A 16,849-nucleotide genomic window follows, 5' to 3' on the forward strand; every position below is an offset into this window, starting at 1 on the left:
TGAGGAATATGGGAAAAAGAAGAATCCTGATAGCGGGTACAGGCAGTGGGGTAGGAAAAACAACCATTACCATCGGTTTGATGGCGGCGATGAGGAAAAAGGGACTTAGTGTCCAAGGGTTCAAGTGTGGACCGGATTACATCGACACCTCATACCATACTGCTGTAACAGGTAGAAAGTCGCGGAATCTGGATAGTTGGATGCTTTCATCTGACTGTGTGAGAGAAGTCTTGGTTGGTGGAAGTGATGGAGCCGATATCTCCATCATAGAAGGGGTGATGGGATTCTATGATGGGAAAGATCCGCTTTCCGATGAGGGAAGCAGTGCAGAAATAAGCATCCTCACCGGCAGTCCTGTTGTACTTGTGGTGGACTGCTCCGGCATGGCAAGGAGTGCGGCTGCAATGGTCAAGGGGTATCAGGAACTGTCAGGAAAGGTGAACATTGTAGGAGTGATAGCGAATAAAGTGGGAAGCGATGGTCATTTTCATCTAATTAAGGCAGCGGTCGAAATGGAATGTAAGATTCCAGTTATTGGATATATGGCAAGGGATTCTGAATTCGAGATGCAAGAGCGACATTTAGGGCTTGTTCCATCTATTGAACGAGGAGAGCTGGAAGGGTTTTTTGATGCATTGGGTGAGCATGTTGCAAACACGGTGGATGTTGATCGTTTTTATGAGCTTGCGGATGAAGCTTCCGAGCTTCCTACCGAGAGTAAGCCTTCCATTTTCAACTCATCCCCCAATAAAAAGGTTCGTATAGCCGTCGCCTATGATTCTGCCTTCCATTTTTATTATGAAGAGAACTTGGAACTTCTACAAAACAGAGGGGCGGAATTAATCTTTTTCTCTCCCTTGGAAAATGAGGAGATCCCACATGATGTGGACGGGTTGTATCTTGGTGGAGGCTTCCCGGAGGAATTTGCACCAAGACTCTCTACCAATACAAAAAGCAAGGATAGCGTCTACCAGGCAGTAGTGATAAGGGGAATTCCTACCTTTGCAGAATGTGGAGGCTATATGTATTTATGCAAGGAACTTGTGACCACAGGTGGAGATGCTTATCCCATGGTTGGGATCATTCCTGGTAAAGTGCACATGCAAACCAAGCTCGCTGCCCTTGGATACAGGGAGATTAAAGGGTTAAACGGGAATTTTCTCTTGAAGGAGGGAGAGGTGGCAAGAGGCCATGAGTTCCACTATTCCACCTTTCATCACCAGACAGAGCTACCGGCCGCATTTGAAACAAAAGGAATGAGAGGCAATGGGACAGACGGGTATATCTGCAAGAACCTTGTTGCTGGTTACACTCATATTCATTTTGCCTCCAACCCAATGGTCGTGGAAAACTGGATCCAACAATGTCTGGAGGTAAAGTTGCATGTTTAAAGGGACGCCACTGATGATCCAAGGAACGCATTCCGATGCTGGAAAAAGCGCTGTCGTAACAGCATTGTGCAGGGTTTTTGCAAGAGAGGGTTATAAAACTGCACCGTTTAAATCGCAAAACATGGCGCTGAATTCCTATATTACCAAGAATGGCAAGGAAATTGGCAGGGCTCAGGGCGTTCAGGCGGAAGCAGCTGGTGTGGAGGCGACGACCGATATGAACCCCATCCTGATTAAGCCTACCGGCGACTATCAATCGCAAATTGTCGTTCATGGAAGTCCTTACCGCAATATGAAAGCGGGTGTGTATCGTCAAGATTTCTACGAGTTAGGTCTACTGATAATTACAGAGAGTTATCATCGGCTCAAAAAGGAGTTTGACTGCATCGTGATAGAAGGGGCGGGAAGTCCTGCCGAGGTGAACCTCAATGATCGTGAGCTTGTGAACATGCGGATTGCCAGGTTGACCAATGCACCCGTCATTCTTGTAGGTGATATAGAAAAGGGCGGCGTATTTGCAAGCCTTGTCGGAACATTGCAGCTCTTAGAAGAGGAGGACCGCAAAAGAGTCATTGGCGTTGTCATCAATAAATTCAGGGGAGATGTGTCTCTGCTTGAGCCTGGGCTTAAATGGTTTGAAGCATATACCGGCATTCCGGTATTAGGTGTGATACCTTATGTTTCCGGCTTACATATTGAAGCGGAAGACTCTGTCGTCCTTGATAGCTTTTCCAAAGAAAAAGACGATACGAAAGCTTTGGATATTGCAGTAATCCGCTTCCCTTATATCTCGAACTTCACTGATATGGACCCACTCTTTTCCGAGGTGGATTGCCATGTAAGATATGTGCAGAAGGCGGAAGATCTCGGTGCACCGGACTTGGTCATCCTCCCTGGCAGCAAAAATACGTTAGGTGATTTGCAATTTTTGCATGAAAGTGGCCTTGCGAACCGGCTGCAGACTTTGGTAGAACTAGGAACAAATTTAATTGGGATATGTGGTGGATATCAAATGCTCGGTGAGGTAATAGTGGATGAGTATGAAGTTGAATCTTCGTTAAAGGTGGGTCCCGGACTTGATCTCATCCCTATGAAAACACACCTGGCAAAGGAGAAGAAGACAGTTCTTTCAGAGGGCATTCTTACGTTTAACGGAAAACAATTTTTTATAAAAGGTTATGAAATCCATATGGGAGTATCAACCGTCTCTGATAGAAAAGATGTCATGCCGTTTGTCGTGTTAGCAGACCGAAAAGATGGAGTGCAAATGGGAAATATCATAGGTACATACTTCCACGGGCTCTTCCATAATGACAGTTTTAGAGAGGAACTGTTGAACACATTAAGACGGAAGAAAGGCCTCTCTCCGATAATAAGTAGATCCTCTTTTGATAGAAAAAGAGAAGAGTCGTTTGATAGATTGGCAGATGTTGTGAGCATGTATCTTTCTATAGAAATGATTAAGAAGAAGATGCTTGAATTTCAGGAAATAAGCAAAAAGGAGGCAGGGAAAGGAAATGAGGAGCGTGTATAACATAAAGCCTGTTAACCTAAAGCAAGGCGAAAAGATGGAGGAGTATTTAAACTCTTTAACCAAGCCTCAAGGCAGTTTAGGGGTTGTGGAGGAAATCGCAATTCAGCTTTCGCAGATTACAGGGGAGGATTTTCCTGAGGTAACACCACCAGGAATTATTGTTTTTGCTGCTGATCATGGTGTAGCTAGCGAGGGAGTGTCCGCATACCCTCAGGAAGTGACTGTACAAATGGTTCATAATTTCCTTGACGGGGGAGCCGCGATAAATGTATTGGGAAATCAGATTGGCGCAAAAGTAGAAATTGTTGACATAGGGGTGGCGGCAGATGTGAGCCGGGCAGGACTTCACATAAAAAAAATCCGTCATGGGACAAGTAACTTCCTCGAGGGGGATGCCATGACCAGAGAAGAGGCTTGGGATGCAATTGAAGTGGGAAGCGACATGGCAACCAGTGTCATCGAAAGGGGGGCGAAATGTCTGATCGTTGGAGAAATGGGGATTGCCAACACGACGAGCAGTAGTGCAATCCTGTCTGGCTTAAGTGGGTTGGATGTAAGTGATGTCATCGGTACTGGGACTGGGATAAATTCTGACCAATTGAAATGGAAAAAGCAAGTTATCCGTAAGTCGCTTCAAGAACGAAACCCTGACCGGAATGATCCAATTGATGTACTATCTAAGGTCGGTGGCCTTGAGATTGCTGGAATGGTTGGCGCCATTTTGAAAGCAGCGGAGCTGAATATACCGGTTCTGGTGGACGGTTTCATCAGCACGGTGGCGGCTCTACTTGCGCAAAGGTTATACCCTGAAGTCAGAGGGTACCTTTTCATAGGGCATCAATCCATGGAGGCTGGCCATAAGCATGCGATTAAAATGCTAGATAAAACGCCAATCCTAAATCTCGGTCTCCGACTTGGAGAAGGGACAGGAGCGGCTCTCGCCTTTCCAATTCTAAAGGCGGCAACAAACATCGTGAAAGAGATGGCAACCTTTAAATCAGCAGGAGTAGCAGAAAAAATATAAAAAATTACATCTATTAGTAGAGGAGAAAAAGAGATGAAACAAACTAAACAAAAGTGGGGAATTTTAGGTCTTGTTTTAATGTTATTCATTGGAATAATAACTGGATGTGGGTCAACCTCACAAGAAACAAACGGAAATGTAAATGATGAGGCAATCGGTGAAAATACAAGCAGTGATGAGCAATCGGAAAATGCAGCCTTTCCTATTACCATAACAGACGATTCCGGTCAGGAAATCACCATTGAAAAAGAACCAGAAAGCATTATTTCTATGCAACCAAGTAATACAGAAATCGCTTATGCTCTTGGTCTTGGAAATAAAATGATCGGAGTGTCCGATTATTGTAACTATCCAGCGGAAACTGCCGATGTGGAAAAAGTAGGCGGCCAAGACATGAATGCGGAAATGATTTTGACATTAATGCCGGATATAATTTTTGTAACAGATTATCATCATCAGAATCATGAGGCAATTCTCAAACAGTATAAGGAAGCTGGAATAAGTGTTATTGTCATTGGCAGCGAATCCTCGTTTGCGGATGTATATGAAACAATCGAATTGATTGGAAAAGCTACTGGTACAACAGTGGAAGCAGATAAATTAGTTGACGATATGAAGGAACGACTACTTACTGTGGAAGAAAAAGCTAAGCAAGTGACCGCAAAGAAAAAAGTTTGGGTAGAGGTTTCTCCTGCTCCGGACATTTTCACGACAGGTCAAGGGACTTTCATGCATGAGATGCTTGAGACCATCCAAGCGGAAAATGCTGCAGGCAATCAGGAAGGCTGGGTGAAACTTACGGAAGAGGAAATTGTCCAGTTAAATCCAGATGTGATCATTACTACCTATGGCTATTATGTGGACAACCCAAAAGAGGGGGTCATGGCTCGTTCTGGTTGGGAGGAAGTTCCTGCCATTAAGGATGGAAATGTCCATGATGTGGACAGTGATACGGTAACAAGGCCTGGACCCCGTTTGATTGAAGGAGTGGAGCATCTTGCAAAACTTATCTATCCGGAGATTTTTGAGTAATAGGGTCATTTGGTTGTATCTGGGGAGCGGAGGGTTTGTACTTGTTGCAGCCCTCCTTGGTTTATTAAACAGCAGTGTCTCGATTCCGATACCAACCATCTTGCATGTCTTATCAGAAAATACACTTGGGAAGGGTTGGCTGCATGACATTCCCAAGAATGAAGAAATGATCATTTGGCACATCCGCTTTCCGCGTGTGTTGCTCGCCATGTTTGTTGGGGCATCCCTTGCGATTGCTGGCGCGGCATTTCAGGGGTTGTTAAGGAACCCCCTTGCTGATCCCTACACCATTGGGGTTTCTTCCGGAGCTGCATTGGGGGCGGTAGCCGTACTTTTCTTCAACATCTCTATAATTGGTCTTGGAAGCTTCACCCTCCCTGTTGTTGCCATTCTCAGCGGATTGTTGTGTTTGCTCCTTGTATTTGGACTAGTCAAATTGAGTAACAGGGGACTGGCAATAGAAACCATCATCCTGGCGGGAATCATTGTCAGCGCGTTTATCAGCTCTATTATTTCATTGATCATTGCCCTAGGTGATAAAGAATCTATGACCCAAATTATTTACTGGCTATACGGAAGTGTGGGAATGAGGAGTTGGGGGCATGTACAGCTTATTTTCCCGTTTACGATGGCAGGATCCATCCTTTTGATCATGCATTATCGTGAATTGAATGCAATGGCGCTTGGGGAAGAGGCCGCAGATCATATCGGCGTGAATGTGAAAAGAGGGAAGGTACTGATCTTGTTTGGTGCTTCGCTTCTGACAGGTTCCGCAGTAGCCGTATCTGGATCTATCGGATTTGTGGGCCTTGTGATTCCTCATTTGGTAAGGCTAATGATTGGGCCCAATCATCGCTACGTCCTACCTTTATCTATGCTAATTGGCGGGGGATTCCTGGTATTTGCGGACTTATTCGCAAGAACCATCATTGCACCGAAGGAACTGCCGATTGGTGTAATAACCGCCTTGATCGGTGCGCCAGTCTTTGCTGGTCTGCTTATCAAAGAAAGGATAGGGAAGGGGAAGAGAAATGATTGAATTAAAGCAGCTTGTCGGTGGTTACCAGCCGGAAACACCAATAATAAACGGGGTGGACCTGGCTATAAGGAAAGGGGAGTTTTTCGCATTACTCGGACCGAACGGGAGTGGTAAGACAACCCTTTTCAAACTTGTAACAGGTCAGCTACCTGTGGTATCGGGGGAACTGTTGCTTTCAGGCAGACCGCTCTCTTCTTTTACAAAGTTGGAAAAAGCCCAGCAAATTGCGGTGCTTACACAGGAAATTCAGGTTTCATTTGATTATACTGTCGAAGAAATCATCAGTCTTGGACGGTATCCGCATCAAAAAGGTTTACTTAGGAGCCTCACTAAAAATGATAAAGAAATCATGCAGCAAGTGATGGATATTACCGGGGTGGCCGTGCACAAACATAAGCAGTTCCGTAAATTAAGCGGGGGAGAGAAGCAACGTGTCCTTCTTGCAAAGTCCCTTGCCCAGGAACCGGAGATCCTTTTGTTGGATGAGCCGACCAACCATCTTGATATAAAGCATACCTTTCATATGTTGGATCTTATCAAGGATTGGCAACACACGAAAGGGCTGACCGTTTTTGCCATCCTGCATGATTTAAATGTGGCGTCTTTGTACGCAGACCGATTGGCACTTTTACATAATGGAAATTTTCTGGAGGTGGGGGATTCTGACACCCTCAGAAAAGAGGAGCAGCTTGAAAGAGTATATGATGTGCTTATAAAAGCAGGACCTCATCCAGTTGTCCCTAAACCTCAGCTATTAATGACGCCAAAGTGGGAAGCAAGGAATGAAGTTCAAGGCTTGGCCGATCTCGAATTGAACAGGGATGAGAGGTGCATCCATGTCCAATCCATCAGACCGTTAAGAACCATCTCTAATGGAGTGAAAGGTGAGGGAATCCAGTGGCATAAACATTTCTGCAACTTTCATGTGAATAAGGACTATAACTGTGATAATCCTGTAAAAGATATCGGGGAATGGCTGCATAAAAAGGGAATTCCGACTGAGCAGTCAGTCGGGATGATGACGGCTGTAAAGCTCTCGGATGTTGTGATATCCAAGAAGGAAATTAAAGGCATAGAGTTCATGGCAGTGGTTACAGCCGGGGTTGGGAATGCGGTTGATATCACAAACACAGAAATGTGTCAGACACCAATGACTATTGGCACCATTAACATCATGCTTTTTATTGATGCACATTTGACGGATGGTGGACTTGTTAATGGATTGATGTCAGCGACCGAGGCAAAGGTGAAAGCCCTTCATGATATGAAGATACAAGATCCAAAATCCCGCACGATTGCAACTGGGACTTCCACTGATGCCATGGTTCTCGCCGTTACCCAACAAGGGGAAAAAACTCCTTATGCTGGGTCTGGTACCCTTATTGGAAAGGGGATTGGTCATCTTGTCTATGAAGGGGTAATAAAAGCCATTCAAAAATACAGAAAAAGAATAGGTCAGCATGTATGTTAGATAATGTGTTTTATATAAGTATGTTTATTTTGGGAGCAGCGGTTGTGTTGGATGTAATCTCGGGGGATCCGCGATGGCTGCCACATCCGGTGGTTCAAATGGGGAAACTCATATCTTTTTTGGAGAAGACCTTGAACAACGGTCAGAAGCGAAGGAGAAAGGGTGTTCTTCTGGCATTCATCGTAGTTCTCTCTGTTTATGGAAGTGTATTCCTAGTCATAACGCTATCCTATAAGATTCATTTTTATGTAGGCGTATTATTGGAAATCTACTTTATATGGACAACCATCGCTATCAAGGGATTAGCGGATGCAGGAAAAAGTGTATGGATTCCGCTTCTAAAAGGAAACTTGGAAGAAGCTAGAAGATCCCTTAGCATGATTGTGGGGAGAGACACAGAGAACTTGTCTGAGAGTGAAGTGGTCAGAGGAACCGTAGAAACCATAGCGGAGAATACAGTAGATGGCATTACCGCCCCTTTGTTCTGGGCAATGATAGGCGGAGCCCCTCTTGCCATGGCATACCGAGCCATCAATACTTTGGATTCCATGGTAGGTTATAAGAATGAAAGGTTTCTGGATTTTGGATGGGCCTCTGCAAGGCTGGATGATATAGCTAACTTTATTCCGGCAAGGCTGACAGCTCTATCCATATGGTTATCTTCTGTTTTTATTAAAGGCTCTAATAGAAAAGCGGGATGGCTCATTACTATGCGTGATGCGAAGAAACATCCCAGCCCCAATAGCGGTTGGCCGGAAGCAATGACAGCAGGCTTGATGGGGATCCAGTTAGGTGGGGTGAATTATTATATAGGGATTGTATCTAACCGTAAAACGATGGGGGATTTTCATAGAAAACTAGTGGCAGGGGATATTCCAAGATCCATTATATATATGCATGGTGGTTGGGGTGTGTTTTTTGGATTAGAAATTTTATTTCTATTTTTATTAGGACAGAAATGAGGGTTGAGAATGAATTGGCCAGAACATGGCGGTCAGCCAGATATGATGAAGAAGCTCTTTCAGGCAGAAGAGCTGGAAGTCTTGGACTTTAGTGCGAATCTTAACCCATTGGGGCCACCTGAATGGTTGCGGGGGGAATTGGAGAAACAGTGGAAGAAGCTGTTGTGTTATCCTGACCCAAATTATTCTTATTGCACTAGTTTATTGGCATGGATGGAAAGAATTTATAATGAGGAAATCCTTCTTACAAATGGGGGCGCAGAAGCTATTTTTCTCGCGGCTAAATATTTTGAAGGGAAAAGAGCTGGGATCGTCCATCCTGCTTTTTCGGAATATGAACGGGCATGTAGGCATTATCATCTACAGGTGAAAGGCATTATGACTTCACCTCTGAATGATTTTCGATTGCCGATGAATCAGCTGCTTGAAGCACTGCCTGATTTGGATGTCCTTTTCCTTTGTCGTCCCAACAATCCGACAGGGGTGGTCATTCCGAAAGCAGAAATAAAAATGTTACTAAAACAGGGACTACATGATCAAACTTTCCTGGTTATAGATGAAGCGTTTGTGGATTTTGTTCCATCCGAGTCGCTGACCCCGATGCTAAAGGAATATCCTAACCTGATTCTACTCCGCTCTCTGACAAAAATGTACACAATTCCTGGCCTTCGGTTAGGTTATATGATGGCCAGAGAAGCTGTTATAAATGAAATAAGAAGCTTTCAGGTACCGTGGAGTGTGAATGCTTTGGCAAGTGCTATCGCTCCGTGTTTGTTAAGGGATAAAAGCTTTGTGACCAATACCGTCAGTTGGCTTGATGAACAAAAAAGGACATTGCGAACCTTTGCAGAAAATAATGACTTTTATCTATCTAACACCTCGGTGAATTTCTATCTTCTTCAGGATAATAGACATCCAGAAAAAACGGAGGCACTTTTCACTTTCTTGTTCCAACACGGTATTTTAGCAAGACATACATATAATTTCAAAGGGTTGGAAGGCAGTCATTTACGGCTTGCTATAAGATCTGAGGATGAGAATGCTAAATTGTTGACCATTCTTAAAAAATGGAGGGAGAGAGTGTGATCATTTTTATCTCCGGGGGGGCTCGATCAGGGAAGAGTCATTTTGCAGAAAGGTTGGCTTTATCCCTTCATAAAAAAGAACCCACTAATCATCTAATATATTTAGCTACTTCCCAAAAAAGTGATAAAGAAATGGAGCGCCGAATAGCGATGCACAAGGCTCAGCGTGGTAAGGAGTGGAAGGTGGAAGAAGTACCGGTTGAGGTTGCAAGAAGTATCATGCGAGCAAATATAGGTGATGTGGTACTGTTGGATTGCCTGACCATTTGGCTTAGTAACATGATATTTCATGGAATTGTAAGGAAAGAAGAAGAGATAGTTGCAGAAGTTGATAAGTGGTTGACTCTTGCAAGAAAGAAGGGGGTGAGTTTATTAATTGTTTCAAATGACCTGAACGAAGAACCGCCTTCCTTTTATAAAACGGTCACTTCCTATATATATATGTTGGAATTACTTCATCAACATATCGTGAAACAAGCTGATGTGGCGGTACAGGTCAGAGTTGGAATTCCAAAATATTGGAAAGGGAGAGGGGTGTTACAATGAAAAATAGCTTGTATGGATTAGCCTTATCTCTTCAATTTTTAACCAGGATACCAGTACCTGTGGAGTGCCCTTGGAACAAGGAGACTAGTAGGTGGGCGTTAAGATGTTATCCGCTAATAGGCATGGTGTTGGGCGGGATTCTAGTATTTATTATCTCATTTTTGCATGGTGTCCTGCCAACTTGGATGTTAGCACTTCTTATTTTGACCATCTGGATTTGGATGACAGGAGGGCTGCATTTGGATGGCTGGATGGATGTAGCGGATGCGGTTGGTTCCAATGCAACCCTTGAGAAAAAATGGGAAATTATGAAAGACCCACGGGTTGGAAGCTTTGGAATATTAAGTGTATTGTTCCTGCTAGTATGGAAAGCCGTTTTCATCTATTTACTATTGAACGAATCCTATCAATCTACCATGTGTTTCTTGGTCATCCTTGCCTGTTCAAGAGGAATTGCGGTTTATCTGATGCATCTTTTCCCAACTGCTCAACAGCATGGGTTAGCGTTTGAATGGAAGAAGAACCTGACTGGGAGGGACCTGGTACTAGCATTCCTGCCTATTGCTGTATTGTTTTTATTTCTTCCGCAGTACCTTGTACTTTTGCCAGCGTATGCCTTGTTCACATGGTGGTATGGTAAATGGATGATGAAACAATTCAAAGGAAGTAATGGTGATCTGATGGGGACTGCGATAGAAGGAGGAGAACTATGCGGGTTAATCGTTATGTGGACCTATATCTCATACGTCATTGGATAACCGATTGGAACAGGGAGAAACGTTATCTTGGACATACGGATCAGAATATCTTAATGGATGGGCTTGATGAGTTGGATTTACTAAAAACAGAGTTTGAAGATCTTTCTTTTGATAGCATTTATTCAAGCGATCTACTAAGATGTCAAAACACATTGAAGTTCTTAAGCCTGTGTCACTCTCCAAATCTTGATCCTAGATTAAGAGAAATGAATTTTGGTGATTGGGAAGGGAAGAAATACGAAGAGTTGAAGGAAGATCCTTGTTACCAAAGATGGCTTGATAATTGGGAATTACATAGCACCCCCTCTGGTGAGAGCGGTCAAATGTTCCAACGAAGGGTGGATGCATTTGTTTCGGATATGTTGGATAGATTCAGGCTATCCCGAGGAAAATCTACCATTTTGGTCATGACCCACGGTGGAGTGATTAGGTACATGCTTAGCCAGTTTAAAGCTACAAATTCTTTTTGGGAATCACCTGCTGTACCGCATGGAAAAGGATTACTATTGAAATTAGAGAACAGAGAGGGGGACTGGGTGTGCAACTCTTTATCGGTGGTGCCTATTGCGGAAAAAGAAAGATAGTGAAAGCCATTCATTCTGGTGAATTATGCTGGGTTTCTTCCTATTATAATAATAATTTTACCGACTGGAGATCATACCGGGAGGATGATACCGCTATTGTTTTAGAAGGTTGGGAAAAATGGATAATGGATGCTCTACAATTAGAACATGATGATGACTCCATTCGACAATTTTTTTATTCCTATTTTTTGGAGTTAAAAGAAGAGGAACGAAAGAAGGGGAAAGAAATAATTCTGATTATGTTGGAAATGGGCAGGGGAATTGTCCCACTGAATAAACAGGAAAGAAGCCTCCGTGACATTGCGGGATGGATCTCGCAAGATGCCGCAAAACTAGCAAATGAAGTTTACTATGTTTGGCATGGAATGAAGGAACAAGTGAAGTGATGGACTTTTAGTATGAAACCATTCATTTTACACAACGCGTTTATCAAAATAATAAAGAAGGAATTGTATTTTTCCTATTCTTGGGGATATTCTTGTTGGGTGGAATTAAAAGAAAAAGTATTAATGAAATAAATTGGTCAACCAGATATAATTTCTTATCAGGTTGACCTTATAATACTTTGTTTTTCTGCTACTACTTTGTCCAGCAATTTATGTGAATAATAAGATTAAGATATAAGATAAATTCCAATCATAATTTTCCTTTACAAATAAATAATATTTTATGAAACAAGTTTTAATCCCACCGCTGCACTTAAAACCATGGCTATAAAAATTAATCTTTTCCAATCCTTGGATTCCCCATATAAGAACATTCCTAATAGTGCACCACCAGAAGCACCAATACCTGTCCAGATTGCATAAGCTGTACCCATAGGCAGGGTCTCCATTGCATAAGCTAGGAATATGAAGCTAGCACCAAAACCAAGAACTAATAAAGCAATGGATTTCCAACTTCGATCATTATGAAGTTTATTGATCATTGCAACACCAAACATTTCAAATAAGCCTGCTAAGATTAAAGAAAACCAAGCCATCAGAATTCACCGCCTTCTTTAACTTTATCTGTTGTAACTAATTTCAACCCAATTACTCCTGCTAATAAAAACAAAATCAAGAGTGCTTTATCAACTTTAAATGGTTCTCCGAAGAATAGGATTTCAGAAAAGACAGTTCCTGCTGTACCTAGACCAACAAAAACTGCATAGACAGTTCCTACAGGAAGTTTTCGTCCCGCCATAATCATTAAGTAAAAGCTAATGAAGATAGCAATAACAGTTCCAGTCCAAGTCCAAAAGTCCTCAGCGTGTTTCAATCCAATTACCCAAAAAACCTCAAAGAATGCAGCGATAAATACTTTCATCCAGTCTTTATTCATCTAAAGACACCTCCAAGTTTATTATTACCAAAATACAAAAAAGCCTGGGAGATAACTGTAAAACAGTATCTCCCAGGCTTTTATCCTTCCGTGACACAGCAAAGCTGTGAGTTTTCTCTCGGACCAGACCAATAATTAATTGCGGAACCCTAGAAAACATTTTACTTATGCAATTACTTTACATTATATACACATTTTACATTTATTCAAGACTTAAGTTATGGAAAGAGCGTTGGTACTTGTGTATATGGACTCGGACCGGAATTTATATCAAAAACAATGTAAAGAACCATTCTATGAAAATTTTGTTTAGTAATCATTCGTTCTTTTTTTACTCAATGGCAACATAATAGGAAAGTCTGTGTCTATCTGATCAAGAGCCCATAAAAAATGATGCCATTTTTTGATATCTCCAATCACTTTAATTGAAGAAGGAGAAGGACGGTTGTTGGTGGTGGCTAACTCATATAAGGATTCTTTACTCATGATGACCGTAACTTGATCCTCTTTTAGTTCATCAGATAAATAACGAAAGATACCACGTTTGACCTCTGTTAAGGCTTTTTCTTTTCGATCCGGAATAATAAAGTTCAATTTTAAGTCATAGTCCCCAGCAATCAATCCGTTGATACGGATACTCAACATGTTCAACACTTGTTCGAATGTCATTATATCTAATACTTCTGTTGTGATGGTAGAACGCTGTATTGGAATAATTCCGTAACGAAGTTCTTGAGCGCCCATTAAATATTCATTACGCCATGGCCCGGATTCTGCGATATAGCCAAGCTGCTCAAGAGCATCCGCACATAGGTATTTGGCTTTTTTATTGGATGGATTTGCGAAGATGACGTGCTTGGTGACTTCAGCTACCCATTGGTAATCACCTTCTTTAAAGCATTCTTTTGCTTTTTTGATGACTTCATCCTCGCCCCCCATATAGTCCACATATTTTTTGGATGACTCTTCCGGAAGCAGCTTGTTTAAGTCGACAGGGTTTCCGTTATACCATCCCATATATTTTTGGTATACCGCTTTAGAATTATGGTTGACAGTTCCATAAAAAGATCCGTTAAACCATTCGTCTTTTAAACTGTCAGGAAAGGTTACCATTCTTCCTACTTGATCAATCGTGTAGCCTTGATTTATCAACCTTAGTGTCTGATCATTGATATATTGGTACATGTCTCGCTGTTTTTCCATATATTCGATGCAGTATTCTTTTCCGTGCCTTGGCCAATTATGCACTTCAAATACAGAAGTTAATTGTTCTCCAAATAACTCAATGGCCTGTTGGATGTATTTGGCCCAGGCGACTGGGTCCCTCACTTCAGCTCCACGTAGAGTATAGATATTATGAAGCGAAGCTGTACAGTTCTCTGCAATACATAGACTTTTTTCTCCCGGGATAAACATGTTCATTTCAGCCGGAGCTTCTGTATCCGGGGTGATTTGAAATTGCATTCTTACACCATCAATAACTTTCTCGACATAGGATTCATCCGTGGAAGCTGAAATTTCTTCAGCAGAATTGATTAAAGTCACAACACCAGTGGATACATACTTTCCAATGCCGCTGTCTACTTGACCTTTTTCTTCTCGAGGTAGCACCTCACCATACATGTAAAATCCTCGCCTTGACATGGCAACACCTGCTGTCACATTTTCTTCCAAGGCTGCACTTAAAAATCCGCTTGGTGCATATATCTTCACTGCATCCGTAGTTCCACTATTAAGGACTCCATCAACGCCCCCATAATGATCAACGTGTGAATGAGAAAAGATGATGGCACTAATCGGGATCTTGCCGAAATAGCTGTCAATTAATTCAAAAGCTGCTTCTGCTGTTTCTCTGCTTGTGAGACAATCGATAACAATCCAGCCTGTCTTTCCGCGAATAATACTTAAGTTAGCAAGATCAAATCCTCTAACCTGGTAAATGTTTTCTGTTACTTGAAAAAGGCCGGCATGTAAATTTAATTTTCCCTGGTACCATAGTTTCGGGTTAACGGATGAAGGAAGTTTGTCTTTCAACAGGAATTCATAGCGTTTTAAATCCCAAACAGGGAAAAACGAGTCATCTGGTTTGATAACGGGGAGAGAGACGCTTTTCAGGACATTTCTCGTTGCCCACTCCTGTTCAATTTTTAGTCTTTCCCAGGGCAGGTTCTCTTTTATTAATTCATTAATTTTTTTTGTTTTCTTCGTAGCATCTTTGGGAAAAGGGGTGAATTCCGCCTCCATCTTCTTATTATGGTTTTGATCCATGAATTGTCACCTCCATTGAACATAGTATTCAGGTGAACTCACCTTCATACATGGGAGAGCATACAAAACATGAACTTAGGATTCATAAAAATTGAGAAAGAATAATAAAACAAGTTATTTGTTGGCCACAAATTACAAGCGCACCCATCTTGAAGTGCAATCGTTGTAACCATCCCAAAACAAACCCCTCCTCATTTTTGAGAAGGGGTTTCATTAATGTCAAAGCTCATATAGAATCTATGTATTATTTAGGGACGATGATATGGTTATACTTGTTTAGTAATGTATCGAGTTCCTGGCTGAGCTTTAATGTTTTAGAAGAGGACATTCCGTACTTTGCAACAATATCGATTAGTTCGGATCGCTTTTTTTCAATTAGTTCCATTAATTCATGTTTAGTAGCCAATGTTGAGTACCCTTCCTTCTTCCAATTCGTAACATCATTATACAAGAATTTAGGAGGCAATACAAAGAAAAATTGCAAGTTAATGGTACTTTAATAATTGTTAAACTAGTGAAAAATAACTAAGGAATACTGTCACGGTTTCGACATAGAATGTTGAAAAGATATGGTTTGTTTTAACTGATTTTTTGTTACTATTAAATATATACTTTTGTAGGAGAAGTGATTTTATGTCTGGTGACCTTACGTTATTCTTGGCATTTGGGGCTGGAGTACTTTCTTTCATATCTCCATGTACTTTGCCAATCTACCCTGCTTTTCTCTCTTATATTACAGGGGTATCAGTAGGAGAATTAAGAGAAGAAAAGGGAATGCTGCAAAAGAGAAGTATTTTACATACACTATTCTTTTTAGTTGGATTTTCTTTAATTTTTATTGCTTTAGGATTTAGTACAACTTTTTTAGGTAAATTTTTTGTGCATTACCAGGACTTAATTAGGCAAGTTGGTGCCATCTTAATCATCTTTTTTGGTTTGGTTATTTTGGGAGTATTCCAACCAAAATTTTTAATGCAAGATAAAAAGTTTGCATTTAAAAACCGTCCTTCCGGTTATGTTGGGACTGTTTTGATAGGAATGGCTTTTGCTGCTGGTTGGACACCTTGCTCCGGGCCGATTCTTGGGGCAGTGATTGCGATGTCTATAAATAATCCATCATCTGGTATGTATTACATGCTAGCCTATGTATTAGGGTTTGCTATTCCATTCTTTATGCTTTCGTTTTTCATTGGAAAAATGGGGTGGATTAAACGAAATCATACGCTAATTATGAAAATTGGCGGTTATGCGATGATTATCATGGGAGTCATGCTTTTCTTTAATTGGATGACTAAAATCATTGTATGGCTCACTGCCATTACCGGAGGATTCCAAGGATTTTAAATTGTGTGATATTTTAGTTGATTCTTCTGTCCGAAAAGAGTAAAGTTAAAATTGGGAATAAAGGAAAATTACAACTTTTTTATAGGACATAAGGAGGACTCTGCGGTGGCTAACGTTTTAGTAGTGGATGATGCAAAGTTTATGAGACTAACAATTGGAAACATTTTAACTAAATCTAACCACGCTGTGATAGGTGAAGCAGAGAATGGAAGAGATGCGGTTTCGCTTTATCGCGATCACCAGCCCGATCTCGTAACAATGGATATTACGATGCCTGAAATGAACGGTATTGAAGCTGTTCGTGAAATAGTGAAAGACTATCCGAAAGCCAAAATCATTATGTGCTCCGCCATGGGACAGCAGCGCCTGATCGTAGAAGCAATTGAAGCAGGTGCGAAAGACTTCATTGTAAAGCCTTTTGATGAAGGCAGGGTTTTGGAAGCTGTTAAGAGAGTTTTAGGATAATGGTAAAAACTATCGTCTTTATG

The 16,849-nt window shown here is 41.6% G+C and carries 18 protein-coding genes and 1 riboswitch; of the genes, 14 read left to right on the forward strand and 4 right to left on the reverse strand.

The features are described 5' to 3' along the window. Window positions 1-8: 8 nt before the first annotated feature. From HF078_RS16070 to HF078_RS16125, 12 genes are read left to right on the forward strand one after another with little or no spacing between them, the layout of a single operon-like run. Window positions 9-1,391: a cobyrinic acid a,c-diamide synthase CobB gene (locus tag HF078_RS16070; protein WP_169292061.1), complete on the forward strand. Its 1,383-nt coding sequence runs from the start codon at window positions 9-11 to the stop codon at window positions 1,389-1,391. Beyond that, complete coding sequence (locus tag HF078_RS16075; protein WP_169292062.1) at window positions 1,384-2,925, forward strand: cobyric acid synthase; 1,542 nt, start codon at window positions 1,384-1,386, stop codon at window positions 2,923-2,925. The genes HF078_RS16070 and HF078_RS16075 overlap by 8 nt, the downstream gene beginning before the upstream one ends. After that, the gene (gene cobT, locus HF078_RS16080) at window positions 2,909-3,949 is read left to right on the forward strand and encodes a nicotinate-nucleotide--dimethylbenzimidazole phosphoribosyltransferase (RefSeq protein ID WP_169292063.1); all 1,041 of its coding nucleotides are present in this window, start codon (window positions 2,909-2,911) and stop codon (window positions 3,947-3,949) included. Before HF078_RS16075 ends, cobT begins: the two co-directional genes overlap by 17 nt. 33 nt (window positions 3,950-3,982) lie before the next feature. After that, window positions 3,983-4,981, forward strand: coding sequence for an ABC transporter substrate-binding protein (locus tag HF078_RS16085; RefSeq protein WP_169292064.1), 999 nt, complete (start codon window positions 3,983-3,985; stop codon window positions 4,979-4,981). Further along, window positions 4,947-6,020: a FecCD family ABC transporter permease gene (locus HF078_RS16090; protein WP_169292065.1), complete on the forward strand. Its 1,074-nt coding sequence runs from the start codon at window positions 4,947-4,949 to the stop codon at window positions 6,018-6,020. The genes HF078_RS16085 and HF078_RS16090 overlap by 35 nt, the downstream gene beginning before the upstream one ends. Then, window positions 6,013-7,491, forward strand: a complete 1,479-nt coding sequence (locus HF078_RS16095) for an adenosylcobinamide amidohydrolase (RefSeq protein WP_169292066.1) — start codon at window positions 6,013-6,015, stop codon at window positions 7,489-7,491. Before HF078_RS16090 ends, HF078_RS16095 begins: the two co-directional genes overlap by 8 nt. 20 nt (window positions 7,492-7,511) lie before the next feature. Continuing rightward, window positions 7,512-8,453, forward strand: a complete 942-nt coding sequence (gene cbiB, locus HF078_RS16100; protein WP_240951783.1) for an adenosylcobinamide-phosphate synthase CbiB — start codon at window positions 7,512-7,514, stop codon at window positions 8,451-8,453. Window positions 8,454-8,462: 9 nt separating this feature from the next. After that, on the forward strand, window positions 8,463-9,539 hold the full coding sequence (gene cobD / locus HF078_RS16105; RefSeq protein ID WP_169292068.1) for a threonine-phosphate decarboxylase CobD: 1,077 nt from the start codon (window positions 8,463-8,465) through the stop codon (window positions 9,537-9,539). After that, entirely contained in the window at window positions 9,536-10,084 is a 549-nt protein-coding gene (locus tag HF078_RS16110) for a bifunctional adenosylcobinamide kinase/adenosylcobinamide-phosphate guanylyltransferase (RefSeq protein WP_169292069.1), read from the forward strand. The genes cobD and HF078_RS16110 overlap by 4 nt, the downstream gene beginning before the upstream one ends. Then, a complete protein-coding gene (gene cobS / locus HF078_RS16115) occupies window positions 10,081-10,842 on the forward strand; it encodes an adenosylcobinamide-GDP ribazoletransferase (RefSeq protein ID WP_169292070.1) in 762 nt (253 codons plus the stop codon). The genes HF078_RS16110 and cobS overlap by 4 nt, the downstream gene beginning before the upstream one ends. Further along, complete coding sequence (locus tag HF078_RS16120) at window positions 10,794-11,426, forward strand: histidine phosphatase family protein (RefSeq protein ID WP_169292071.1); 633 nt, start codon at window positions 10,794-10,796, stop codon at window positions 11,424-11,426. The genes cobS and HF078_RS16120 overlap by 49 nt, the downstream gene beginning before the upstream one ends. Beyond that, window positions 11,381-11,812, forward strand: a complete 432-nt coding sequence (locus tag HF078_RS16125) for a bifunctional adenosylcobinamide kinase/adenosylcobinamide-phosphate guanylyltransferase (RefSeq protein WP_169292072.1) — start codon at window positions 11,381-11,383, stop codon at window positions 11,810-11,812. Before HF078_RS16120 ends, HF078_RS16125 begins: the two co-directional genes overlap by 46 nt. A gap of 281 nt (window positions 11,813-12,093) precedes the next feature. Here the strand turns inward: HF078_RS16125 and HF078_RS16130 are convergent, their stop codons facing one another. The 4 genes from HF078_RS16130 to HF078_RS16145 form a co-directional block, all read right to left on the reverse strand. Then, the gene (locus tag HF078_RS16130; RefSeq protein WP_169292073.1) at window positions 12,094-12,408 is read right to left on the reverse strand and encodes a DMT family transporter; all 315 of its coding nucleotides are present in this window, start codon (window positions 12,406-12,408) and stop codon (window positions 12,094-12,096) included. After that, a complete protein-coding gene (locus HF078_RS16135) occupies window positions 12,408-12,749 on the reverse strand; it encodes a DMT family transporter (RefSeq protein WP_169292074.1) in 342 nt (113 codons plus the stop codon). The genes HF078_RS16130 and HF078_RS16135 overlap by 1 nt, the downstream gene beginning before the upstream one ends. A gap of 67 nt (window positions 12,750-12,816) precedes the next feature. Continuing rightward, a riboswitch (guanidine-I (ykkC/yxkD leader) is annotated at window positions 12,817-12,913 on the reverse strand. Between the two features lie 145 nt (window positions 12,914-13,058). Then, a complete protein-coding gene (locus HF078_RS16140) occupies window positions 13,059-15,017 on the reverse strand; it encodes an alkyl/aryl-sulfatase (RefSeq protein WP_240951779.1) in 1,959 nt (652 codons plus the stop codon). Window positions 15,018-15,261: 244 nt separating this feature from the next. Next, on the reverse strand, window positions 15,262-15,423 hold the full coding sequence (locus HF078_RS16145) for an aspartyl-phosphate phosphatase Spo0E family protein (protein ID WP_277350526.1): 162 nt from the start codon (window positions 15,421-15,423) through the stop codon (window positions 15,262-15,264). A 227-nt stretch (window positions 15,424-15,650) separates the two neighbouring features. On the opposite strand from HF078_RS16145, the gene HF078_RS16150 reads away from it, so the two are divergent. Together HF078_RS16150 and HF078_RS16155 are read left to right on the forward strand one after the other, a co-directional pair. Further along, window positions 15,651-16,361 (forward strand): cytochrome c biogenesis CcdA family protein, encoded by a 711-nt coding sequence (locus HF078_RS16150; protein WP_169292075.1) that lies wholly within the window; start codon window positions 15,651-15,653, stop codon window positions 16,359-16,361. Window positions 16,362-16,466: 105 nt separating this feature from the next. Continuing rightward, on the forward strand, window positions 16,467-16,826 hold the full coding sequence (locus HF078_RS16155; RefSeq protein ID WP_169292076.1) for a response regulator: 360 nt from the start codon (window positions 16,467-16,469) through the stop codon (window positions 16,824-16,826). Window positions 16,827-16,849: the final 23 nt, after the last annotated feature.

The organism is Bacillus sp. RO2 (assembly GCF_012911845.1).
GTDB lineage: Bacteria > Bacillota > Bacilli > Bacillales > Bacillaceae_I > Sutcliffiella_A.

Bases quoted from the DNA above. Each gene is read 5' to 3' on its own strand.
- HF078_RS16070 (WP_169292061.1), top strand. From the start codon at position 9: ATGGGAAAAAGAAGAATCCTGATAGCGGGTACAGGCAGTGGGGTAGGA.
- HF078_RS16120 (WP_169292071.1), top strand. From the start codon at position 10,794: ATGCGGGTTAATCGTTATGTGGACCTATATCTCATACGTCATTGGATA.
- cbiB (WP_240951783.1), top strand. From the start codon at position 7,512: ATGTTTATTTTGGGAGCAGCGGTTGTGTTGGATGTAATCTCGGGGGAT.
- cobD (WP_169292068.1), top strand. From the start codon at position 8,463: ATGAATTGGCCAGAACATGGCGGTCAGCCAGATATGATGAAGAAGCTC.
- cobT (WP_169292063.1), top strand. From the start codon at position 2,909: ATGAGGAGCGTGTATAACATAAAGCCTGTTAACCTAAAGCAAGGCGAA.
- HF078_RS16140 (WP_240951779.1), bottom strand. From the start codon at position 15,017: ATGGATCAAAACCATAATAAGAAGATGGAGGCGGAATTCACCCCTTTT.
- HF078_RS16150 (WP_169292075.1), top strand. From the start codon at position 15,651: ATGTCTGGTGACCTTACGTTATTCTTGGCATTTGGGGCTGGAGTACTT.
- HF078_RS16135 (WP_169292074.1), bottom strand. From the start codon at position 12,749: ATGAATAAAGACTGGATGAAAGTATTTATCGCTGCATTCTTTGAGGTT.
- HF078_RS16085 (WP_169292064.1), top strand. From the start codon at position 3,983: ATGAAACAAACTAAACAAAAGTGGGGAATTTTAGGTCTTGTTTTAATG.
- HF078_RS16130 (WP_169292073.1), bottom strand. From the start codon at position 12,408: ATGGCTTGGTTTTCTTTAATCTTAGCAGGCTTATTTGAAATGTTTGGT.
- HF078_RS16095 (WP_169292066.1), top strand. From the start codon at position 6,013: ATGATTGAATTAAAGCAGCTTGTCGGTGGTTACCAGCCGGAAACACCA.
- cobS (WP_169292070.1), top strand. From the start codon at position 10,081: ATGAAAAATAGCTTGTATGGATTAGCCTTATCTCTTCAATTTTTAACC.
- HF078_RS16075 (WP_169292062.1), top strand. From the start codon at position 1,384: ATGTTTAAAGGGACGCCACTGATGATCCAAGGAACGCATTCCGATGCT.